This window comes from Pseudomonas sp. BC42 (assembly GCF_021560055.1).
Classification (GTDB): Bacteria; Pseudomonadota; Gammaproteobacteria; order Pseudomonadales; family Pseudomonadaceae; genus Aquipseudomonas.
Genome location: NZ_CP091067.1, coordinates 3,416,123 through 3,439,448 on the forward strand (window position 1 = coordinate 3,416,123; position 23,326 = coordinate 3,439,448).

Consider the following 23,326-nt stretch of genomic DNA (forward strand, 5'->3'; position numbering starts at 1 on the left):
TCAGACCGTCACAAACAGGGCCAGGTGATCACTGGTGGAGCGGATGTGCCCCAGGTTGCGCCAGCCGCGGTAGCGTTGCCGGTCGCCTGCGGCGAATGCCGGGGCGGGGGCAGGGGGCGCGGGGATCCAGGCGGGCGGCGGTGCCTGAAAATCGCTGGCCATGGCCACCAGGCCCATGGGCGCGCCGCCGGGCGCGGGGTTGACCACGTTCAGCGGCACCCCGACCACGCTGTTGGCGATGGTGAAATTGCCCGCCGCGCCGCCGCGCACCAGGATGTTGTCGATGGAATACAGGCTGCTGCTGTTGGACGAGCCGATATAGCGGTACCCCGGATAGGGCACGGCCCCGGCGTTGGTCGACCAGAAGATGCTCGCGTTGCGACTGCGCAGGTGGGTGGCGAAGTAGCCGGTGTAGGCCTCCAGGGCCGGCGGCGGAGCCAGGGCCGGCGCTTGCAGTTGCAGGCCGTAGCCCAGGGCGGTGAGGGCGCCATAGCGCCCCGGATCGTTGCCGTTCTGGCTCAGCAGGTTGACGTTGAAATCGCCGGTGATGATCCGGGTTTCCAGCGCCCCCAGGGCGGCGCTGATGTCGCGCACATTGGCCAGGGCGTTGAGGTAGGCATTGGCCGCGACGTATTGCGGCGGCGAGTGGATGGCAAACAGCGTGAGGTTGCGCTGCACCACCACCGGCGGGCCGTCGACGGTTTCACAGAAGGTCACCATGTAGGGTTCGCGCAAGCCGCCGTAGTTGATCGCCGCGCCTAAATTGTCGACGAACGCGACCCGCGCCGCGCAGCGGCTTTCGTTGAGGTTGCCCGGGTTCAGCGCCGTGGCCGGAATGGCCCGGTTGGGCACGCTGAAGCAGGTTTGGGTCTGCAGCAGCGGGTAGTTGCCGGCAGCCGGCGGGGCCGCCGCGTGGGGGTTGAAGCTGATGCCATTGCCCGCCGGCGACCAGGCGTTGGGGCCGGTGAACAGGCGCTTGCCCGCCGCCACGCCGCCGCCCGCCGGGATCACCGGTTTGTAGAACACCGCCACCCCCTCGGCGCGCCCGGCCTGGCCGACCACCAGTGGCGGCACCAGGTTCCAGGGCACCCCCGTGAGGTTGCGGATGCGCAGCAGCAGTTCGGCGCAGCCCTGCCAGCCGCCGGTGGGGGAGATCAGCGATCCGGGGCCGTGGCTCGGACCGCTGGCCGTCTCCACCACGACGAAGATGTCCGGATTGAACGCGGTGATATGGGCCAGGATCAGGGCCAGGCGGTCGGCGGCGTCGAGGTCGGGAATGAAGGCGCCGTTGCGATCGCGCTTGGTGCTCAGCGGGCGGATCTTGTTGTAGCCGAAGCTCTCGATGTTCCAGTACAGGACCCGAGTCATGGCGTCACCTCCGATGGCCCGGTCAATGCCGGGGGTGTGGACCTGTCGGGTTCCAGGGCCAGGAGGCTGGCGGCCTGGCTCTGCGGGTCTTTGACGTAGGCGGCGTACCAGCCCAGGCTGCCGGAGGACTGCGGGTCGCCGAACAGGAAGAACTGCAGGGTGGCGCCGGGCGGCAACTTGGCGATGCCGAGGATCTTGATGCCGATGTCGGTCAGTTGCAGGTTGAAGAACCTGGCCTGGGTGTCGGGCTGATCGGGGATGGTCTGGTACAGCAGTTTGATCGGCCCGGTGGAGACCTTGATGATGCCCTGCAGGGAAAACACGCTGGCCGACGGCGCGGCGCCGGGCAGGCTGAGGCCGACAAACAGCATCGGGCTTGCGTCGCCGCTCTTGCTGCCGGGCGACCAGGCGATCAGCAGGTCGGACTCGAAACCGGTGCCCGACACCAGGGCCCCGGGGGAGCCCATGGTGACCTTGTAGACGATGCCCGACCAGGCACCCGACAGCGCCTTGAGCGCCAGGTTCTCCGGCAGCACCGGGAGAAAGCCGTAGTCCGCGGGCTTCTTCTGCGCCGGTGCCTGGATGAACTGCTTGAGCTGCAGGGTCAGGCCCTTGTACAGACTCTGTCCACGCACCTGGCTGGTGGCCGGGTCGAACCCGAGGTTGTCGGGGTTGAAGGCAAAGCCCACGGCATTGGGCGTGGCGCTGGGAAAGGCCATGGCAATTTCCAGGTTGGTGTAGGCCAGGCCCTGGTTGCTCGGGCTGCCGTCGACGCTGCCGAAGGACAGCAGATCGAATGGCCCGTCCGCGGTCTTGAGCAGGGTGAAATCCAGCTTGCCCCACAGCAGGAAGCGGCTGGCGGTGGTGACACCGCCAGCCGGGCTGCCCAGGGTGTTGAACTGAATGCGGTTGACCGAGGCGGCCGGCAGCACGTTGCTGTCGAGGTTGAACAGGTAGCTCTGGCTCTGCTCGAACACGTAGGTGGTGGTGTCGTTCTGTTGCAGGGCGCTGCCGTCCAGGACCATGGCGTTCACCGCGCTGGGCTGGCCGGCGCGCAGGGTGGCGCGGATCGGCGAGCCGAACAGCAGGTCCAGGCTCAGCTGGATGCGACTGTTGAAGGTCACCAGCCGGGATTGGCGGAACAGCGCCTGCAGTTGCAGGACACTGAAGGCATAACCGTTGCTGGTGCTCAGGGCCACCGGCATGTCCGGGGCCGCGCCGTTGGCCTGGGCCTGTTCGTAGGAGGGGTTCTGGTAGTCGATCAGGCCGAACAGGGTGGAGATGCCCTGGATATCCAGGGTGTCGCCCTGTTGGCTGATGCGGCTGACACTGGCGCCAAAGTGGTGGGCCAGGAAGCGGCTGTAGTCGATGCCGGCGGCGATGCCCGCCAGTTGCTCGGGCAGGCTGTCCAGGGGCAGGTCGGCGTTGAGCACCATGAAGCCGTTCCAGGCCGGGTCGCTGACCTGGGCCACGAAGTCGGCGTAGAGGCTGTCGGGGCTGGCCGCGGCCTTGGCCTCGGCGACAGCGATGAAGTCCTGCAGCCACTGGGACAGACCGGTGTAGGCCAGGGTTTCCAGGCCCGGCGCCAGGTCCGCGGTCTTGGAGAACGTCTCGGGCATGGTCCAGCGATTGGGGTTGTCGATGCGCTCCTTCAGGCTGCCGGCGCAGTACTTCAGGATCAGCACATTGCGGTAGCTGGTGGTTTGCACGCCGACGCCGATGTTGGCGATGAAGCGCCAGTCGGCGATGTCCATGCGGTTGCTGAAGCTGGCGCCCTGGGTGCAGAACGGCTGCGGATTGACCCCCACCAGAAACAGCTGGTTGGTCTGCAAGGCCTCGTGCAGGGCGTCGCTGGGCTGTACGAAGGCAAAGTCCAGCGGCCCCTGGGTGGATGGCGAGCGGGCCAGCAGCACCTTGGCGTAGCCGATGCCGTCGGCGTCCAGGTCCACCAGCAGGCCTTGCGGGGTGGTCGCCCGATTGGGTGGTGCCGCGTCGGCGGTGAGCAGCCGTTGCAGGCGCCGGGCCCGCGCGGCTTGTTTGCCCGGCAGGGTCGCGGCGCTGATCAGGCTCTTGCGCGAGGCGGCGAGGATCTCGCTTTCGAACTGGGTCAGGTTGAGGCTGGCATTGCTGCTCACACCCGCATAGGGCACCAGCGGGAAGGCAAACCCGGCGTCCTGGGGCAGCGGGGTGCTCGGCGCGGCCGGGGCCAGCAGCGCTGTGGCGCCGTTGCCGCGGCCCTGGCCATAGAGCGGGCTGCCGTCGGGCTGGGCGCTGTAGGCCGGGGTGGAGGCGCCGGCCACCAGGCTGCACCAGGAGGTACGGTGCTCACCGTTGAGCAGGGCGCTGACCGCGCCACTGGTGGGCGTGACCAGGCTGCTGGCCTGGAACGGAAACACCGGGGCATAGGCCGGTTGCGCGGCGAGCAGGCGCAAGCGGTCGTTGTCCTGCGGGCCCAAGGAGCTGTTGTAGGGGCTGAAGCTCAGCCATTCGGTGCCAAAGATCCCGCACAGCAGGGTCTGCCCGGCACTGGCGGCCGGCAGGCTCAAGCCAAAGTCGCCGGCCAGGGTCAGGCTGTAACTGCCGCCTTGGGCACAGAACACCAGGCTGGCGGCGTAGGGCCGGGGCCAACCGTTGGCGTCCAGGCCATTGAGCGGGATCAGGCTGATCGGGTTGCCGGCGGTGCTGCGCCACTGGCTGGGCAACGCCGTGGTGCCGGGGTTGGCGAAGCTGATGGCGGTGCGGATCAGCCCGGCGGCCAGTTGCGCCGCGGCGATGTTCTGATTGAGCGGGTCCAGCGGGTCGAGCACGCCGCCCATGGTCAGTCTGGCGGGCATGCCGTTGGGGTTGAACACCGGGTAATTGAGCACGCTCTTGCCGCCTGCGGTGTTGGCCACATAGGTAAAGCCGGTCGGGAAATACTTGAGGGCGGGCTGGCTGCTGTAAGTCAAGGCGTAGGTCAGGCTGCCGGCCTGATTGCCGTCCAGGGGCACGTAGGCCAGGGGCTGTTGCGGCGGTGTCAGCTGCAGGCCGCTGTCGGCCGCCAGCTTGTCGATCAAGCCTATGGTGATGCCGGCATTGGATTTCAGGCGCAGGGCGTTGAAGTCCGGGTCGTATTTGACGTAGGTGCCAAAGCTGATGAAGAACGTCAGGCGATCGCCAAGCTGCAGGTTGAGGTTGTTTTGCACCTGGCTGGGGGCCGCCACGCTGATGCGCAGGCCGTAGCTGTTGAAGGCCTGGGGCGCCGGCAGGCTGGACCCGGGCAGCCACAGCAGCGCGCGGCCGACGAAGTTGCGCTGGTCGACGGCGAACAGAAAGTCGTACAGGGCGTTGACGAAGGCCGTGGGGTCGCTGCGCAGGGCGGCCGGTTCACTGGGGGCGAACAGGTAATGGCCGGCATATTTGTCGAAGGCGTCAGCCGGGCTCAGGCTGGCCGGCAGGCTCCCGGGCGCGGTGCCTTTGGGCATGACATAACCGCGCCAGCCATAGCCGCTGGCATCCGGCAGGGCGTAGGCGGCGCTGTGGGCGATCTGCTGGTAGTCGGACGTGCTGGTCATGTCTATCCCCTGCAATTGTCGGCGCGGCCACGGATCCACGACCAGTCGGCGACGCTGCCGACGTAGTGGTTCGGTGGGTTGTGACCGGACTGGAAAGTGCCATCCAGGCTGAGCTGCCCTTGCTGCTCCTGGGTGGCGGGACGAAAGTCCAGGAGTCCGCCCTCGATGCGCACCGGTCCGACGCTGGACTGACGCAGGCTCACCGGGGTGGCGGTGGCCATGAGGGTGTAGCGGTCGATCAGATCGCTGGCGTAATAGAAGCTCACCTGGGCGGTCAGCGCGTTGCTGCTGTCGGCCTTGTAGGGATCCAGCAGTTCCACGGTCACCTGCAGGTCCGGCAGCAAGGGCTGGCGGTAGCGGGCCAGGACACTGGTGGTCGGGCTCTGCCAGCGGATCAGGTCGCCACGATAGGCCCGGGTCACGGGCTTGCTGCTGTCGCGCTGATTTTCAATGGTGAAGTCGGCCAGCAGGTGCGATGTGTTGGGCGGGGCGCAGAAAAAGGCGCCGAGGCTGCCCCAGACCCGCTGGCCATCCGCGTTGGCCAGATCGAAGTCGGCAGTGGGCGCGGCGGCGGTCATGTTCAAGCCGGTCATGCCAGCGTTGCCCAGGGAAACCTGGGCATTGACCCGGGCTTCATGGCTGTCCACCACCAGCACGAACATCACCGGACCGACCTGGCGATTGACCTGCATTCCGGGCAGCAGCACCGGTCCCGGTACGCAAGGTTCGCCGGGGGCGGCAGAGGAGGAGGGCGAGAGGTCGACGCAATCTGCGGCGGGCGAGCTGGCATCGGTGCTGGAAAGGACTTGCTCGTGGCCGCTGCTGGACACCACTGGCGCACGGCTGCCGGTGGTCATCAGCCACGCTGCAGTCGCCAGGATCGCGCCGAGGGTTGCCCAGAGAACCCGGGTGTAGAGCATCCGTTGCCTGGTCACGCGAGGGTACCGTCCATGTCCCGTATTGCATGAAGCGAAGCCGGCGCTGCCGGCCTCGCAAATGGGCTCCGTTCAGGGAGCCCGAGTCGATCACGACAGGGTGAAGGTCCCGATGTTGGTGTTGTTGAACGGTGTTTGCGAGCCGCTGTCGACGATCTCCCCGGTGAACAGGATGCTGAACGCCGAGCCCACGTTCTGCAGCTTGACCTGGGCACCCTTGCGCAGGATGACCGGACCGGCGGAGGAGTCGGCGCTGAGCGTCTGGACAGTTGCGGTGTTGTTGACCTGGGTGGCCCACAGCAGGTTGTTCTGATAGCTGAAGGTCACTTTGGTGGTCTGGTTGGGGTCGCCGTTGTAGGTCGCGGTGGACTGGCTGTTGATGGTCAGGGGGGTGGTGACGGTGTTTACCGAGGTGAAGGCGGTCATGTTGAATATCCTTTTCGTGTGTTGGGCATGATTCAGCGGGCTGAACCGGGTGAGAGTCTAGGTGTGCTTCCTAGTCTGTCGAGGTCGCTGACCCAGCGCTCGAAAGGCGTTTTTGACCCTCGTGGGATGCTCCAGACACACCTCGTTTAACGCTGCAGGCCGCGTAACTTAAAGGCTCTTGGACTGGGCAGGAGTTCGAGGCATGAGGCCTCTAATAGCGTTTTGTTATCACTGTTAAGACAAAATAGTTGGATACTCCGGGGTTCTGCGTTGGCGTCCCGGGCAGGGTAAAACCTCAACTAAGCAGAGCGTTGCGGGATGAGGGGGCGGGTGGAGAGAGGCGATATGATTAACTCAACTAAATGGTTGTTTAGTTGAGTTAATCCGTTTACAAACCTTCAACTTAGCAGGACAGGGCTCTTGCCCGTTTTAATAAAGCCATTTGCATCAGCATATAGGGGAGTCTTTCATGGTTGCAAACGCAGGCCTTTCCCTCACTGACACTGGTTGTTAGCTGAGCCAGGCTGATCTCGGATTTCAGGTCCAGATGGGCTTGTTCAACGATATAGAAGCTCCAATTGTCGAGTTCCAGTACCGAGCGAACAATTTCGTCCTGGCATTGCTTGAATATCTGTTTGTTCTTCTCAGTTTGCGTGACAAGGCTTTTGTTCCATTCAAAATGAAAACCCTTTACCAAGTCACACAACACCTCATCCAGTTGCAGATAAGCGAAGACATAGAAGTCTGACCAATGGGATGGCGTCTTGATTGGCGTATTGGTCGCATAGTTGAAGCCCTGAACCAGGGACGTCTTGAAAAATTGGTCTTGGCTATAGGAATCCTTGGATTTGACCTGGATGGTGTATTTCACATCGTCGAGGAAAAACACGAGATCGTGGACATCAGATTCGATTCGCGTAGCGAAATGCGAAATTGGCACCTGGAAGCGCTGACCATCCATTTTCAGTAGAGATCGATAAATCAGGAATTCAGCAAAGTACCCCCTGACCATAGGATTGTGCAGCGCCGAATTGTTCCATCCCCAGAAACTCCTGACGAAGTTCTCTTCCTTGATGGTGCCTCCAGAGGTCAGGGGTTCATCACCGCACAACGGATCGAGTTGGAACATTTGCAGTAGGTCCTTGGAAAGCGATAGGCATCGGCGAATAGCCCAGCCATACGGGCAACGCAAAATAGGGTAAGCAGATGCAGGTGTCCAATCCTTGAAATGTCCGGGGCTAGGCTCAAAGTGACGATCATATAATTACGCATAATGTATATTATGTTAAACCAGGTGCTATGTCAGATATGTTCATAAGCCACGTAAGTCACTGATTCGACCAATTCGTATTTGACGTCTACTTGAATCGCCCCGGATTCTCTAGACACCTTGCAAGCTCATTGCGTGACGCTTTTCAAACTCTACCGGTGACAGCTGATTGTTGAAACCATGTCGACGTTTTGAGTTGTAGAACATTTCGATGTAATCGAACACATCGCTACGAGCATCTTCCCGTCTGGTGTAAATTTTCCGCTTGATCCGTTCTCGTTTCAGAAGCTGGAAAAAGCTCTCGGCCACGGCGTTGTCATGACAGTTGCCTCGACGACTCATGCTGGCAACCAAATTGTTTGCCTTCAAAAAGCTGCGCCAATCGGAGCTGCTGTACGGCTGGTCTGGTCGGAATGAACCATCACCTCTTGCTTCGGTTTACGCCTCCAAACCGCCATCAACAACGCATCAATAGCCAAATCACTGGTCATCTGCGCCTTCATTGACCAGCCAACGACCTGACGAGAAAACAGATCCAGCACCACTGCCAAATACAGCCAGCCTTCATAGGTACGAATGTAGGTGATGTCGGTGACCCAAACCTTATTGGATTCTACGACATCGAACTGGCGCTTCAGCAAATTGGGTGAGGCGACCGCTGGCTTACCGCCGTACTTTCCAGGGCGGCGTCGATAACCTGTCTGAGAGCGCAGCCCTTCAAGACGCATCAGCCTTGCCACACGATGGCGCCCGCAAACTTCACCGACCTCGCGCAGATCGTCATGGATTTTGCGATAGCCATAAACGCCGCCGCTCTCCAGCCAGGAATGCTTGATCAAACCCAGCAGTCGCTGGTCGTCTTTAGCGCGTGCAGATTGCGGCTCAGACAACCAGGCGTAATAGCCGCTGGGATGGACTTTCAGCGTCAGGCAAAGCCGTCGAATGGAATAGTCGCCGGCTCGCTGCTTGATAAAGGCGTACTTCAACCGCACTCCTTGGCAAAGTACGCGGCGGCCTTTTTTAAGATGTCTCGCTCTTCAGTAACACGCTTTAGTTCGGCTCGCAGACGACGCAATTCAACGTGCTGATCATCGTCTTGCTGCCGTTCTTCTTGAGGTTTGCTGTAACGCTTTATCCAGGCATAGAGGCTGTGCGTCGACACGCCGAGACGGGCCGCCACATCAGCGACAGGCAGCTTCTTTTCGGTCACTTGATTGACCGCTTGTATTTTGAATTCTTCGGGGTAACGCGGGTTGCTCATGGCACCTCCTAATTGGCCTCAGTTTAAGGCAAAGAGGTGTCTAGGAAACCCGGGGCGATTCACTATAAGTAAAGCGGTCATGGCCACGAAGTTTTCATATAGCTACGGAGCAAGCTCTTGATTTACAGCGTCTATCTCTTTTAGCAGACCTTCCTTTCTGATAGTCTTCAAAATTAATTTATTTGTCCAGCCTGAGGTTGCAATCGTACAGCTTCCACCTATAGTTCCCGTGTCATTATTTATTATTCTCAGAACTTCTGATTTTATAGTTTTTTCCCGCTTGAGCCTTACAGAGTTTCTGTTTTTAGACGCAAGACATTCAGAGTCCCAGCCTGAACTTTCAACATGACAGTCAGGCTTTTCATATTCTTCACTTGATTCGATTAATGATAGGGCGCTTGGCGTGACGCTAGAATCACCCAGTAGTGTTAGAGCCCATGGTAACACTGAGTATCTTGCTATGACAGACTGCTGCTCTTTATATTCTTTGCATAGTAATACTTGGGCCCTATTGGGGTTTTTATGGGTTGGATTGTCGCATCCAAAAATCAACAATTCAATGTCGGGCGGACTCATTGAGTTAATTGCGAAATCGTTACATGCAGACATACATATCTCCTGAAGTATATTTGCGAGAAAATTTACAGTTACATCAATTATCTCTGAGTCTGAGAAATTATACTCATCAGTGTAACGCCCCTCCCTCATTCCTCTCCCTTCGTCGTCTCTCCAGTAAATGGCTGGGGAGCCATTATTACTCCTATTAAGTACAAGCTTTCTAGTTACACGCTCGATAAAATTTTTAATTATGGTTGAAATTAATGTGTAGTTTCCCGCATAGGCCAATCCAAACTCTCCGGCATTGTATAAACTAAAGTAGTTGAAACGTCCCATGGAGACTTTTGGAATCTTGTAGACAGGATTAAACAGCACTATCTTTTTGTCTTGCTCTATAACTCTATTTTCGCCTCTGCTAATTAGTCCGTCTGCGATGCATAGCAAGTCATCTTCTGTATGGTGAAAAGCAATAATAGTCATATAATTAACTCTTCTGATGGCATTGATGTATAGATGATTAGTTCAGATCTTTGAATAAAAAATTAATCTGGGCATGGCATAAAGCTACAACAAGCATACATTTTGCTAGTTTCACAGCCACCATCAGAATGATGGCTTGCAGCGAGGAAAATGAACTGCCCTTGATCCGCTAGCCACATCAAACTGCCTGCTTTTGGCCAACTCCGGCCTGTCGTGATCGACAAAAGTCGACCCTAAGCGGATCCTATGGTCACTCGTAATGAAGATTCGGCCTCATCGAAATGCATAGATCAGACCGAATCTTGTGGACATAGGCGCTACTATTTCGAACCTTGGGCGACAGTGCAAAGCTCCACGATCGCTGTAACAGAGAGTTTGTGGTGCAAGAGCTGCTTTTCCACTACCCTCGTATCGTTAAAGCCTCCGGTAGTGGCTAGCGACACCGAGTACGCACGAACTGCATCTCTAAGTCTCTTCAAACCTGCTCCATTCACGATCCGAATGTCCGCGTGAGGTGAGGCGGCATGTTCAAAGATAGTCTTCGGGTGAACCATGATAGGTGTCATAGCGCACGTCCGATCGTATTTCTCAGTGAACCAAACGATCGACCCATTTAGCTGATTCGTATCGCTTTTCGAGATTTTTGGTGCAGATACTGCCCCGCTCTTACATTCGATCACAAAGTATTTGAGTCCTCCAAGCGCCCAAAGATTGTCTGGACCGCGGCCGATCTGATCTTCAGGCCGCTGCGAGCCGAATCCCAAGAAACTACCTAAGTCAGCCATCGCGGCTTCAAACCGCTTAGAACCTTCCTCGCCCCACTCTAGATCGTCCAGCAAGCCGTTCACCCAGATTACTAGGTCGTTACCCTCTAGGAATTTGCCCATGAAATGCACCGCTGCGGCAGCTTGGCCGGCGACCGGCGCGCTGAGTTTTGTATACGTAGCGCCGGCAATGGGCTTTAAGAGGCGTGAGTTTTGGCTCAAGGCCGCCAATTGAATTTCCTGCGCCCCAGCGGGGTTAGTGAAGTTGGTGTACTCCGCAAGTTGCTGCTTCAGGTATCCCTTGAACTTGGACTCAGTAGTGCCGTTTACCGCTTTCTGTGTCTTGGCTGTGGCAACATCATGCCTGTCGATGCGTACAGCGTCGAATGCCTCCCGGAGCATTACTTGGTTCTCGTCGAGATGCCCCCCAATGGTTGGAGGTGCATTCACGACAGCGTTCCGACCGGCCTGTACCCATTCGTCATCTTGCTTTAGGCATAAATTCAAAATTGGTTTCAGTTCTTCGATTGGCTTCCCACGGATCTGTGCAGCGACCTCCTTGCCTAGGGCAATTTGAGCACGGGTCGCAGACGAAAACATTTCCTCCGCATCAGGTTGATGCAATCGTTGGGTTAACCTTCCGCCAAGCAGCAGCACAACGCAGTGGTCGTCGCTTGATCGCACACCGCGCCCCATACCTTGCTCGATTCGTTGAACTTGGCGAACCAGTTGCCTCTTAGTTCCATCAAGAAGCAGCATCTCAAGTCGCTCGCCCAAGCCGTACACCTCCGGTAGGCCATCTATGACAAGCAGCTCACATGCCGTTCCTGGTAGATCGATGCCGTCGTATTTATTTATCAACACCGTCAGACCGACGTGCCCACCCTTGAGACGCTCCACGCCATCCCGGATGCTGTCTTTGTCCAGGACTTGATCAGCGACATCTTCCCAGAAGTCGACTCGCTGCTTTGATGGCACAATGACGACCACATTCAATTCTTCCGCGATTTCCGATACCAGCGTCTTGATCTGTTCGACGGAATAGTCAGGATTGATCTCTTGCGGTGCAAGGATCATTCGATCTCCTATGTCTCCGCCTCCTTTTGGTCTGATCGGCTTAGCGACCTCGGACGCTTCGGCCTTGAAATGATTGACCAAAATGGTGTCGTCGGCGAGGGTCGCCGTCATGTAGATGCGTCTTTTCGCAGAATCGAAAGCGGGGATTCGGTCAATAGGAACAAAGCGGGGAGCGATTTCAAGCCGACCGCCCCCAAAAACACAAGTGCATAACGGGATGGAGTCGTTCAGCAACGGCCAGTTCCACTCAAGCTCTTTGCTATTCCGATGGGTGTGTAGGAGACCTAAAACTTCATCCTGATGAGCCTGCCAAGCCCAGTACGGTACGGTCATCACGACAGAGAAATCTTCAGCCTTGATGTCGAGCAGACCTGAAGGCGATTGCGTCTTCAAGTCTTCCTCAAAGAGCTCCAGTAGACCATCGTATACTGGGCTTCCAGCTTTTGACTTTATACAGAACTGGTCGTGTACAACGCCCAAGCAAGCATGAGCATCGTCGATCACGATGCACCCTATCGGGATCTTTTTTTCGCCAACCCCAAACACCGAACGGCCATTAAACAGCTTGTGGACGTTAGCCACCAAAATGGCGCGCCCGGCGATGAAGTCTGGATCTTTTTCGTCATCAGTAGCGGCGATTCCCAGTGCATCGGCTTCTGCTAGAACTTGCGCTACGAGGAAGCTATCGGGAGTTATGTAAACAGCGGGTTTAACGTTTTCGTTGAGTGAGCTCTGAAGACAGAGCAGTCCTACTACAGTCTTTCCGCCACCGGTATTCATTTTCAACGTCAGGTCCCGTGCGGACCTACGGGCATACCATGCGTCTAGAACGTCCGATTGTTCATCGAGCGGGCGCCTGAAGCGCCCGTCTCGTTTCAGAGTAGTGAAGATCTTTCGCGGATCCGTCTGCTTTGAAGCTGTCCCAGCGTTCAGCTTCCCGAAATCTAAAGCCATTTCCCCCTCCCTAGCGCTCATGGATCGAATCCGATCCACATTATTCGATGGATCTGATATTCGATAGTACGTATTGAAGCAATATGAATCGCCCCGGATTCTCTAGACACCTTACAAACTCATTGCGTAACGCTTTCAAACTCCCCCAGCGACAGATGATCGTTGAAGCCATACCGACGTTTTACGTTGTAGAACATCTCGATGTAGTTGCCTCGGCGACTCTTGCTGGCAATCAAATTTTCGCCAATCGGAGCTGCTGTACTGGCTGCCTTAGTCGGAATAAATCATCACCTCTTGCTTAGGTTTACGCCTCCAAACCGCCATCGCCACACGATGATGACCACAATCCTCACCGACCTCGCGCAGATCGTCATGGATTTTGCGATAGCCATAAACGCCGCCGCTCTCCAGCCAGGAATGCTTGATCAAACCCAGTAATCGCTGATCGTCTTTAGCGCGTGCAGATTGCGGATCAGACAACCAAGTACGCGGCGGCCTTCAGTGACTCGCTGGAGTTCTGCTCGCAGACGACGCAGTTCAGCGTGTTGATCATCGTCTTGCTGTCGTTCTTCTAGAGGAAGGCAAAGAGGTGTCTAGAGAATCCGGGGCGATTCAGTCTACCTCCCCTGCCAGGCCGCTCACTGGGAGAGATTCCACCTCAAACCAAACTGATGCGAGTGCACGATCTGCCCAACAGCTTCGGACTCTATGGTGGGGGATGCTGATCTCAAATCCGGCAATCCCTGTGTCGGCTTTCGAAATAACAGGCGAAGCCCGCCAGTCCGGCGCGAATTAGAGCGCGCCGAGGTTGTTACGGGGGATATCTGAAATGCGGATAACGCTGCCTTGAGTGGTGGCTTTTTACCTTCTACTCTCACCTCGCAGGGTTTCGCCGTTCCCTGAAACAGTCAAAACTATCTAAAGGAATAGCCAGCATGAGCATACCTGCGCGTATTTCCCTCGCTGTTTTACTTGCTGTAACAGCTGCTGGATGTACACCCTATAAAAACACAAGGGTTCTAGAGGCAGAAGAAAGACTTTTGGTTTACACCGAAAAAACAACGGAATTTAGTAACCACAAAGTTACAACCGGCGTGATGTGCCCAGAGCCAAGTCCTGACGCACTGAAAACATTGGCTGCATCCATGAATATTGAGAAGCAAGATGTTGCTGCAATGGCTGCTGCTTATTCTGAAGGCGGGGCAAATATTGGTTTGCGTACACATTCAATTCAACTGTTACGCGACCAATTATTTTCGATATGCCAGGGGTACGCAAATGGCGCGATCACCGCGCCAGCGTATCAGATGCTGCTGACGAGAAATCAGCGGAACACGGTGGCCCTAATGGCCGTGGAACAGCTGACCGGCGTGCTGCGTACACCGAATGTGACTCTCTCGGGAGCCTCCTCAGTTGGCACGAATAAAGAACTTATAGACTCGTTGGAAAAGAACAAAGAACAAGCTGTGAAAGCGTATGACACGCTTCCAGCTGACGAGAAAAAGAAGAAAGAAGAGGCGCACAAGGCAGAGCTGGCCGAGTACGACAAAAAAATCAAGGCTGCTAAAGAAAAAAATGTTGCCGCTGCGGTGGCTTCGTCCTCCACGCCAGGCTCAAGTGCTGGTTTAGATCCGGACTCTGTAGGTGAGATTGCCGATGCGGTTATTCGTATCACTGATCAAGTTAATGATGTGAATGATCTCTTTTATATTTGTCTGGATGTTATGCAAACCATTCCTGCCAACGGCCAAACTGTGCCGTCTGAGCTCGCTGCTACATGTAATATAGTGTTTAAGGATGCGGGTGCTGTCGTACAAAAAAATAGAGAAGCTGCTGATAGGGATAGTAGCGGCAGTCGTGATAGTAGCGGCAGTCGCTATGTGGTGCGCAAGTATCGGCGGTAAAAAGAGGAAGGTCCCGCTATGCGGGGCCTCGACTCTTAATGTGATGTCCGGCTCGATGATGGTCATGTCAGATGTCGCATCACTGCCATCTGCAAGACACTTAAAACCTCTACCATCAACTGCTGACTTGAGTAGCGCCTACAGTGCCACGGACTGAACGTTAACTTGGCGCCAAAGAAATTTCTCATCTTCATCGAACAGACGAGTTCTTTGCACTCAACAAGTCCTGGGAACAGCAAAGACCCTTACAATTTCCTCAGCGCAAACGGCGTCATGAAATCTACTTTCATAAAAATCAAAAGCAGTTTTTACCCCGCAGTTGGAAAAATACCTTTTTACTTCCTGCAACTCCCATGACTCAAGACCTCCATCATTTTCTCGTATTTTTTCCAAAAATCCGACTGAGGCCGGCTTTGGATAAATAAATACATTAGGTATGAGAATGCCTTGCTCCTCCAATCCCGCAAAGTCTGTAAAGGTCACGGCAAAAAACACACTTTCACTTCTAGATACTTCTAACAATCTTAAAGTATTCAAAAGAAATACAGCGAGCCCTGTCAGAAAGTTAGAAGCGCCGCTACCGCCCAGCTCATCCTTCAAGAGCTTTAAGCGACTGTATCTTGACACAAGTGGAATTTCTTCAAAGCTTTCATAGCTCTCGAAGAATACATCCATGTCGTTGTACGGTTCTTCGCTGATTATTTTACTGTAGATATCTGTAAGCTTCATTTTTAGGAGGGGCTCCATCCGTACTTGTTAAGTCATTAACTTATTTTCTTTTGCCCTGCTATAGAACTTTGAAAGCTTTTAATGAAGAACGGACTTATATTGGGAGCGTAAGTGCCACTCACCCCTCCACCGCCTGATAAACCACCCGATGCGCCTCGGTCGGCAGCGGTACTTCCCACTTGAACAACATGCGGCGGATATCTTCGTTGCGCAGTGAGGTGTCGCGCTTCTGGTTGCGCCGCATGATCTCGTCCTCGGGCCGCTCCAGGTAAAGAATTTCCACCTCGGCGCCGTAGCCGTAGAGCAAGTCCAGGGTCCGGTTGCGCATCTGCGCCGACAGGTGCGTGGAGTTCCACACAAAGGGTTTGTGCTCGCGCAACAAGGCCTTTGCCCGGTCGATGGCGTAATGCGCAGCGGCGCCTTCGTTCTGTCCGTGGCGCAGGCCCAGGGCCTGGCGCGCGTCGTCGAACGACACCACCGGTAGCTCCGGGTAATGGTGCGCGGTCCAGGTGTCCTTGCCGCTGGCCGGCAGGCCCGAGAGCATCACCACCGACGAGCCCTGCGGCGGGTGCAGCGGGTAGTCGGGATGTACCCGGGCGCCACGCAGGTACTGAATGCGTGTGTAGTCGTCGACAAAGGCCCGCGGCCCGTGCAGGCAGCCCTCCTCCCGCGCCAGTTCGCGCCACAGTTCGATGGCGTCCAGTACATCGGCCTTGCCGGCGTAGTCGCGACCCTGCATATCGGCCTCGGCCACGGCACAGAGCATCCACAGCGGCAGTTCCCAGGACAGTTTGTGCAACAGGAACTCAGCGCTGCGGCCGCTGCGATCACCCTGCAGGGCGAAGAACGGCACCTGGTGCACGGCGATGATGCGGCAGATCTGCTCGCGCAACTCGAACGGCACACCGGCGCGCCACAACAGCAGCCGCGCATCCACCGCGCCCCGGCGTGAATGACCGGGCTGACCGATACGCCCGGTATCCGGGTCGATCACCGTGGTGTCGGGCTTGGCGATATCGTGCAACAGGGCAGCGAAGAACAGCACAAAGCGCTGCTCGGCGCTGGCCTGCTGGTAGGCGGATTGCGCCAGCAAGGCTTCGACCACCAGACGGGTATGAATCCACACATCGCCCTCGGCGTGGTAGGTCGGGTCTTGCGGTGTATCGGCCAGGCGCGCCAGGGCGGGGATGGCCGCCAGGCAGGCGGCGGCGTCCATATCGCGCCCCGGCTCGGGGACCAGTTGTTGCAGTTGTCGAATATCCATATCGGGATGCTCCTTCAATAGCCGTGGCGTGGGCCCTGCCAGTCCATGGACAGGCGCGGGGCATAGAGGTCGACGCCGTCGGCCAGTTGATTGGGGATGAAGGGTTGGTTGGCATGGTGCTGGTCGGCATCGATGATGGCCTGGACGAAGTCCTGGCGTACCCACTTGAGTCGGCCGAGGGTCTGCTGCTCGTCCTCGAGCTTCAGATAAAGGCCTTCCATGCGGCTGGATCGGTCGCACTGGCGCCAGGCACGGGCCAGGTCGAGGCCTTCGCGGCGCACCACCTGCTCGAACACCTCGCGCCAGCGCTCGGTCTTGGCCAGCGAATCGCCCACCAGCGCCATCAGCTCGGCATGTCGGCGCGGCGCCGGGCCTTCGTACAGCACCGGCACCGACAGCACCGGCCCTCCCTCGAGCAGGCACCGGCGCGCCGCGGTGGAGAGGAACAGCCCTGTGGCGCGGTCCCACACATCGAACTCGCAGAAATAATGTGGCAAGCGGTCGTAGAACACCGAGTGCTTCTTGTGCAGCCATTCGCCATACAGCACGAAGCGATCTTCCAGGCGCTCCAGCAACCAGTGTTCGTGAGCCACGGCCCACTGCTTGAACAGATTGAACTGGCGCTCGCGCCCACCGCCGGTGAGGTAGTGACCGCGAGATTGCAGGCGCAACTCGCCGCTTGCGCTAAAGCTGATGCCGGCGTTGGCGCCATCGAGTTTTTCTTCCACCACCAGCCACTGCCCGGCTAGAGCGGCATAGCGCACCTGGCCAGTGTCAGTGTCGCCATCTTGCAGGCGCGAGCCTTGCAGATGGGGCGTGCGGGGGTATTTGAGCAGTTCCAGGTTGTGCGCGGTGGCACGAATATCCATGTGCATGGGTTTGTCCTCGAAAACAGAGAAAAACCAACGACAGGATCAGGCAGGCATGGCAATGAAGCGCCGCCGCGCATAGGCACGGGCAGCCATCAGGCAGGATGGACCGTCGTCGGTATCAGGCGTGTTGGCTGGCGTAGGGCACTGGCTTCACCACTTGGAGAAAAGGTTGCAGAGGCTTTAGGGCGCGCATTCAACAGCAGATAGCGGCATCAGGTCAAGTCCCGTAAGGACAAAACTCCCGCGGCCCTGTTTGCGCGCAACACCCGAGCTTTTGTCATGAAAAAAACCGCCTGGTGCTCATAGGGTGCAGCCAGTCATAACCTCGATAAGGAATCGATCATGAAACTTTCAAGCGTGCTGATGGCTGGAATCATTGGCCTGGCCCTTGCACCTTTGGCCCAGGCCTCGTCCACATCGGACAGCGAAGAAAAAGCCCAGTTACGCAAACTCTTCTGCGAGTCGAAGGGCGGCGCCGATATCACGGCGCTGGGTGAGTTGAACAAGTCCGACGACGTCGGCGCCGTGGTGGTGTGCAAGCTCCCGCCGTCGCCCACCACCGTGGTGGAAAACCAGGCGGCATCGAGCCTTGCCGCCCTGCCATTGACGCCCGTCACGGCAACGCTTGCGCCACCGTCCGGGGTCTACAAGCTCGCCCCGGGCGCCAGCAGCGTCAACACGTCCTGCTCGGCCAACCTGGCCATCGCCAAATGGGCGGGCTTTCCCAGTACCAGCAACGGCAACGCCACCTTGAACTGTCGCGGATACAACGCCGGCGCAGCAGGCGGCACGCTGGGGTGCAAGATCGAATGGACCGGGCCGACCCAGGTCGCCATCGGGGTCACCCCTTACGGCGGCCAGGTGGCGGTGAACTTCAATTGCCAGGCCCTGTACTTCGGCTCCGTCGGCACGGTGATGGATTTCAGCTACGCCGATCCGACTTATCCGCGCATCCGCTACGGCTCGGTCCAGGCCACCAGCAGCATGACCATCACCCAGTAAGGCCGTGCCGGCTCGGCTGAACTCCGATCCAGCGCCGGCAAGGCATGTTTGCCGGCGCGTTCAACTATCAAAACCAGGTTTCCATCTGTATGCCGTACTGCCATACACCTCCGGCGTTGAAGTCCGACTTGCCGAAGGCGTCCGAGGAGCTGTATCTGTCCAGATCGGACGACCAACTCATGTAGCTTGCGAACACTCGCAATTCGGGACGTGTGAGTAGGTCTCCAACGTCGAGTTTGAAGGTCGGGGCGACCGTGAATTTCCAGAAATTGCCGTCAACCGCATTACGTTGGAGATAGCCCTTGGGGTCGAGGCTCATGGTTTGCCAGCTCATTTCGTAGGCCATCTCGAAGTTGCTGTTGATTGTGTTGGCCAAGCGCACGTTCAGGGTCAGCCAGCGGTAGTCGTCTCCCTTGACGTATCTGTCGGTGCTCTGTTCGGCCAGCACGCTGGGCCCGATGCGCCAGTCGGGTGCTATGGGGGTCTCGCCGTAAAGGGCAAGACGCAGCGCCCGGGCCTCGTCGATCAGTTCGCCATCCGAGCCGACGTTCTTGACCTCCGCGCCCAGGCCTTGCCCATAGAGCAGCGCCGTTTTGAGGAAGCCTTCTCTGCCGAAGAAGTTCTTCTGGTGATTGGCCAGCATGCTGTGCAGGCCGGAATCCGCGGGGGTCAAACCGGCTTTATTGGTGCGGGTAGCGAAATCGTTTTTCTTCGCGCCGATGCCATTGAACATCCACTGCCACTGGCCATCCTCGAAGAACTGGTTGGACGTCAGGATGTAGCTCGCCACATCGGCGTTAAGGCCTGCTTGGCTGAAGTCCCCATAGCTACGCCCAATCAAGGAGTAATTCGAGCGCCAGTTCTTGTTCATCTGCACATCGTAGATTCCACCGCCGGTACCGGCCAGGTAGATGACGTCCGAGTCCAGCCAGTGAATATCGAAGTTGTCCCGATCAAATCGCTTGCCTGCCCATAGGGTGGCGTTCTCGAACACGGAATTGCCCTTGAACGCAGCGATATGGTCGAGCGCGGTGAATACCTGGCGCACGTTGAGTTTGCTTTCGTCGGCGGTCCAGTCATTGGAGCTTTCCACACCGTCGGCGATGGAAACGGTGAATTTGGAACGGGTGCCATTCTGCGCATAGATTTCTTTCGACAGGTCTATCCGCATGTAGGTGTCGTCCTCGTTACCGAGTCGCCCCACTGCCCCACCCACCGAGCCGGCCGGCGTCGTATAGGGTCCGCCACGGCCACCGCCCAGCCCCTCGTCGATCAGCAATCCGGAACGGGCATAGCCGTTGAAGCTGAAGCCATTGCTGAGGTTCGAAGTGCTGGCCTGTTTTTCCATGCTTTCCTGGCGGGCTTCGAGTTTGGCCAGTCGGGTGTCCACCACGGGATTGCTTGCCTGGGATGCGGTGGACGCAGCGGGCTGCGAGGCGGAGGTGGCGAGTTTGATCTGCTGCAACTCCCTGGCGAGTGCCTGGGTTTGCTGTTCGGCTGCCGCCGCGCGTTTTTCCGCGGCGCTGGCACGGGCCTCGAACGCGGCCATGCGCTCTTCCAGAGTCGCGGCCTGAGAGGCCGCCGCCGAGGTGCTGAGCACGCCTGCCAGTAGCCATCTTGATGCTTTCTGCATGTGGATTTCCCTGTTTTATTTTTATTGTCGTGTTCCTGGGACAGGCCGCTTTTTTCGCGAGTGGTGAACTGTCCAAACCCACAAAAAAGATGCCTTATCGAAAATACGCTGTTACATTTGCCGTGTTAACGTTAACTTCTCTAAAAACAAAAATAAAGAGGCCTATATGAAACAGCTGAAATCCCTCCTTCCAGCAGCGTTACTCACCCTCTGTGCCGGCCTTCCATCCGTCTCCAGCGCAGCCGATCTGACGATCTCCTGCGGCGCGGTGGGGGCCGAGTTGCAACTTTGCAAAGAGGCCGTCGAGGCGTGGTCGAAACAGACCGGCAACCACGTCGAGGTGGTTTCCACGCCCAACTCGGCGACCGAGCGGTTGTCGTTCTACCAACAGATCCTCAGTGCACAGTCCACCGACATCGACATCATCCAAATCGACATGGTGTGGCCGGGGATGCTGGCCAAACACCTGCTGGATCTGCGCGAGGTGCTTCCTGCCAACGCGACCCAGGGCTACTTCCAGGCACAGGTCGATAACGCCATGGTCAACGGACGGCTGGTGACGATGCCGTGGTTCACCGACTCGGGGCTGCTGTATTACCGCAAGGACTTGCTCGAGAAGTACAACAAGCCGGTGCCCCAGACGTGGGAGGAAATGACCGCGACCGCCAGGGATGTTCAACAGGCCGAACGCAGCGCCGGTCATCCCAATCTGTGGGGTTACATATTTCAGGGCCGTGCCTACGAGGGGCTGACCTGCAATGCGCTGGAGTGGATCAGCAGCCAAGCGCAAGGCGGCCTGGTCAATCCACAAGGCGACATCGTCGTTAACAGTCCAGCCTCAAGAGCGGCCCTGAACCTGGCAAAAAGCTGGGTCGGAGACATCTCCCCGCGTGGCGTGCTCAATTACACCGAGGAAGAAGGGCGTGGCGTATTCCAGTCGGGAAATGCGCTGTTCATGCGCAACTGGCCTTACGTCTGGGCCCTCGTGCAGAGCCAGGACAGTGCGGTGAAAGACCAGGTTGGCGTCGCTGCCCTGCCCCGCGGCGGCGAGACCGGCAACCATGCATCCACCCTCGGCGGGTGGGGCCTGGCGGTATCGCGTTACAGCGCCCATCCGCAACTGGCCGCGGAGCTGGTGAGCTACCTGACCAGCGCCCAGCAACAAAAGCACCGTGCCCTGATCGGCGCCTACAACCCGGTTATCGAGTCCCTGTATCAGGACCCCGAGCTGCTCGCGGCCATGCCTTACTACGCCCAGCTGCACAGCATTCTCAACGATGGGGTCATGCGCCCCGCCGCAATAACCGCCGATCGCTATCCACGGGTCTCCAATGCGTTCTTCGACCGAGTGCATGGCGTGCTGGCGGGCGAGTTGCCTGTCGATCAGGCACTGGCCGAACTGGAAAGCGAACTCACGCGCATCAAACGCCGGAACTGGTAAGCCCCAAGGAAGGAAATCACCATGTCTGTCTCTACTGCCCATGCCTCCTGTGACGAGCGCCTGCTCACCCGGGAAACACCCATGCAGCGTCGCCGAGTACGCGCCGCATGGCTGTTTCTGACGCCCATGCTGCTGTGCCTGGCCCTGGTGGCCGCCTGGCCGCTACTGCGCACATTCTGGTTCAGCCTGACCGACGCCAGCCTCGCGGACACCCGTGGCGGCGCCTTTGTCGGCTTGAGCAATTATCTGTTCCATGACGGTTCCCACTGGTCGGGGATCCTGGTCGATCCACAATGGTGGAACGCCGTGCACAACACGCTGTATTTCACCCTGGTCTCGGTGGGCCTGGAAGTCGTCCTGGGGCTGTTGCTGGCGTTGCTGCTGAACATCCAGTTCACCGGTCGCTCCCTGGTGCGTGCGCTGATTCTGATTCCGTGGGCGATTCCCACCATTGTCTCGGCGAAGATCTGGTCGTGGATGCTCAATGACCAGTTCGGCATCATCAACCACATGATGCTGAGCGTCGGCCTGATTGACGCGCCTCTGGCCTGGACGGCAGACGCGGATCTGTCGATGTGGGCGGTGATCATCGTCGACGTCTGGAAGACCTTGCCCTTTGTCACGCTGCTGATGCTGGCTGCCTTGCAGATGTTGCCGAGCGATTGCTACGAAGCCGCCAGGGTCGATGGCATTCATCCGCTGAAAGTGTTCTGGCGCGTCACGTTGCCGCTGTTGATGCCGGCATTGCTGGTGGCCACGATCTTCCGCCTCCTCGACTCCCTGCGGGTCTTCGACGTCATCTATGTGCTGACCTCGAATTCGTCCAGCACCATGAGCATGTCGGTCTATGCCCGCCAACACCTGGTGGAGTTCCAGGATGTCGGCTATGGCAGCGCAGCCTCGACCCTGCTGTTCCTGGTCGTTGCGCTGATCGCCATGCTTTACCTCTACCTCGGACGCCGTCAAATGGAGGTTCGAGCATGAGCCCGCGCCTCCTCAAGAAAGCCCTGTGGCGCTGTGGATTCTGGTGCCTGATCGGGATTGTGTTGCTGTATGCGGTCTTCCCTTTCTATTACGCCATCGTGACGTCGCTCAAGCCGTCCAGCGCCCTGTTCGACGTCAGCTACTGGATCGGCACTGCCGACTTCTCCAATTACGCGACGGTACTCCACCAAGCCTCATTCCTGCGGGCGATCGGCAACTCGCTGCTGGTCGCACTGTGCGTGGTGACGCTGGCGCTGTTCCTCAGTGTGACGGCCGCCTATGCCTTGGGAAGGGTGAAGTTCCGGGGGCGCGGCACGGTCTTGATGATGGTGCTCGGCGTGTCGATGTTTCCCCAGGTCGCGGTGCTGTCGGGGCTGTTCGAAGTGATCCGCGCTCTGGGCCTGTACAACACCTCTTGGGCGCTGATCCTGAGCTACAGCATTTTCACCCTGCCCTTCACGGTCTGGGTGCTGACCACCTTCATGGGGCAACTGCCTCATGAACTGGAAGAAGCGGCAATCATGGATGGCGCTTCACCCTGGGTCACGCTGACCCGCGTGCTGTTGCCGCTGCTCTGGCCTGCCCTGGTCACCACTGGCTTGTTGGCCTTCATCGCCGCGTGGAACGAGTTCCTGTTTGCCCTGACCTTCACCCTCACCGACACGCAACGCACGGTGCCGGTCGCCATCGCCCTGATTTCCGGCGGGAGTCCCCATGAGCTGCCTTGGGGGCTGTTGATGGCGGCATCGGTGCTGGTCACCGTGCCCCTGGTGATCCTGGTGCTGATCTTCCAGCGCCGAATCGTTTCCGGTCTCACCGCCGGCGCCTTAAAGGGTTGATGCCCAACAAC

At 58.2% G+C, this 23,326-nt stretch carries 16 protein-coding genes and 2 pseudogenes; 5 read left to right on the forward strand and 13 right to left on the reverse strand.

Going from position 1 to position 23,326, the window contains the following annotated elements; genetic code table 11:
- The 9 genes and pseudogenes from L1O02_RS15705 to L1O02_RS15745 all read right to left on the reverse strand — a co-directional run.
- The gene (locus tag L1O02_RS15705) at positions 1-1,368 is read right to left on the reverse strand and encodes a hypothetical protein (protein WP_235760221.1); all 1,368 of its coding nucleotides are present in this window, start codon (positions 1,366-1,368) and stop codon (positions 1-3) included.
- On the reverse strand, positions 1,365-4,922 hold the full coding sequence (locus L1O02_RS15710) for a hypothetical protein (protein WP_235760222.1): 3,558 nt from the start codon (positions 4,920-4,922) through the stop codon (positions 1,365-1,367). The genes L1O02_RS15705 and L1O02_RS15710 overlap by 4 nt, the downstream gene beginning before the upstream one ends.
- A 2-nt stretch (positions 4,923-4,924) precedes the next feature.
- Entirely contained in the window at positions 4,925-5,857 is a 933-nt protein-coding gene (locus L1O02_RS15715) for a hypothetical protein (RefSeq protein WP_235760223.1), read from the reverse strand.
- Positions 5,858-5,947: 90 nt separating this feature from the next.
- Positions 5,948-6,283: a hypothetical protein gene (locus L1O02_RS15720; RefSeq protein WP_060839280.1), complete on the reverse strand. Its 336-nt coding sequence runs from the start codon at positions 6,281-6,283 to the stop codon at positions 5,948-5,950.
- A gap of 403 nt (positions 6,284-6,686) precedes the next feature.
- The gene (locus L1O02_RS15725; protein ID WP_108543725.1) at positions 6,687-7,412 is read right to left on the reverse strand and encodes a hypothetical protein; all 726 of its coding nucleotides are present in this window, start codon (positions 7,410-7,412) and stop codon (positions 6,687-6,689) included.
- A 252-nt stretch (positions 7,413-7,664) separates the two neighbouring features.
- Positions 7,665-8,814, reverse strand: a pseudogene (locus tag L1O02_RS15730) (IS3 family transposase).
- 102 nt (positions 8,815-8,916) lie between these two features.
- Entirely contained in the window at positions 8,917-9,852 is a 936-nt protein-coding gene (locus L1O02_RS15735; RefSeq protein ID WP_235760224.1) for a hypothetical protein, read from the reverse strand.
- A 320-nt stretch (positions 9,853-10,172) separates the two neighbouring features.
- Positions 10,173-12,668 carry a DEAD/DEAH box helicase gene (locus L1O02_RS15740; protein WP_348636702.1) on the reverse strand — a complete coding sequence of 832 codons (2,496 nt, stop codon included), beginning with the start codon at positions 12,666-12,668 and terminating at the stop codon, positions 10,173-10,175.
- 98 nt (positions 12,669-12,766) lie between these two features.
- Positions 12,767-13,216, reverse strand: a pseudogene (locus tag L1O02_RS15745) (IS3 family transposase); the annotation flags it as partial.
- A gap of 366 nt (positions 13,217-13,582) precedes the next feature.
- Between L1O02_RS15745 and L1O02_RS15750 the strand changes: the two are divergent.
- Positions 13,583-14,551: a hypothetical protein gene (locus L1O02_RS15750; RefSeq protein WP_235760225.1), complete on the forward strand. Its 969-nt coding sequence runs from the start codon at positions 13,583-13,585 to the stop codon at positions 14,549-14,551.
- 216 nt (positions 14,552-14,767) lie between these two features.
- Here the strand turns inward: L1O02_RS15750 and L1O02_RS15755 are convergent, their stop codons facing one another.
- The 3 genes from L1O02_RS15755 to L1O02_RS15765 form a co-directional block, all read right to left on the reverse strand.
- Entirely contained in the window at positions 14,768-15,280 is a 513-nt protein-coding gene (locus tag L1O02_RS15755; protein WP_235760226.1) for an Imm15 family immunity protein, read from the reverse strand.
- A 118-nt stretch (positions 15,281-15,398) separates the two neighbouring features.
- Positions 15,399-16,544, reverse strand: coding sequence for an AAA family ATPase (locus L1O02_RS15760; protein WP_235760227.1), 1,146 nt, complete (start codon positions 16,542-16,544; stop codon positions 15,399-15,401).
- Positions 16,545-16,558: 14 nt separating this feature from the next.
- Complete coding sequence (locus tag L1O02_RS15765) at positions 16,559-17,419, reverse strand: RNA ligase family protein (RefSeq protein WP_060839258.1); 861 nt, start codon at positions 17,417-17,419, stop codon at positions 16,559-16,561.
- A gap of 339 nt (positions 17,420-17,758) precedes the next feature.
- On the opposite strand from L1O02_RS15765, the gene L1O02_RS15770 reads away from it, so the two are divergent.
- On the forward strand, positions 17,759-18,418 hold the full coding sequence (locus L1O02_RS15770) for a hypothetical protein (protein ID WP_235760228.1): 660 nt from the start codon (positions 17,759-17,761) through the stop codon (positions 18,416-18,418).
- Between the two features lie 67 nt (positions 18,419-18,485).
- Here L1O02_RS15770 and L1O02_RS15775 read toward each other — a convergent pair whose 3' ends face one another.
- A complete protein-coding gene (locus L1O02_RS15775) occupies positions 18,486-20,051 on the reverse strand; it encodes a carbohydrate porin (RefSeq protein WP_060839256.1) in 1,566 nt (521 codons plus the stop codon).
- A 166-nt stretch (positions 20,052-20,217) separates the two neighbouring features.
- On the opposite strand from L1O02_RS15775, the gene L1O02_RS15780 reads away from it, so the two are divergent.
- The 3 genes from L1O02_RS15780 to L1O02_RS15790 are packed head-to-tail and all read left to right on the forward strand — an operon-like array spanning position 20,218 to position 23,315.
- On the forward strand, positions 20,218-21,492 hold the full coding sequence (locus L1O02_RS15780) for an ABC transporter substrate-binding protein (protein ID WP_235760229.1): 1,275 nt from the start codon (positions 20,218-20,220) through the stop codon (positions 21,490-21,492).
- A 21-nt stretch (positions 21,493-21,513) separates the two neighbouring features.
- A complete protein-coding gene (locus L1O02_RS15785) occupies positions 21,514-22,476 on the forward strand; it encodes a sugar ABC transporter permease (protein ID WP_129406095.1) in 963 nt (320 codons plus the stop codon).
- Positions 22,473-23,315, forward strand: a complete 843-nt coding sequence (locus tag L1O02_RS15790; RefSeq protein WP_060839253.1) for a carbohydrate ABC transporter permease — start codon at positions 22,473-22,475, stop codon at positions 23,313-23,315. The genes L1O02_RS15785 and L1O02_RS15790 overlap by 4 nt, the downstream gene beginning before the upstream one ends.
- Positions 23,316-23,326: the final 11 nt, after the last annotated feature.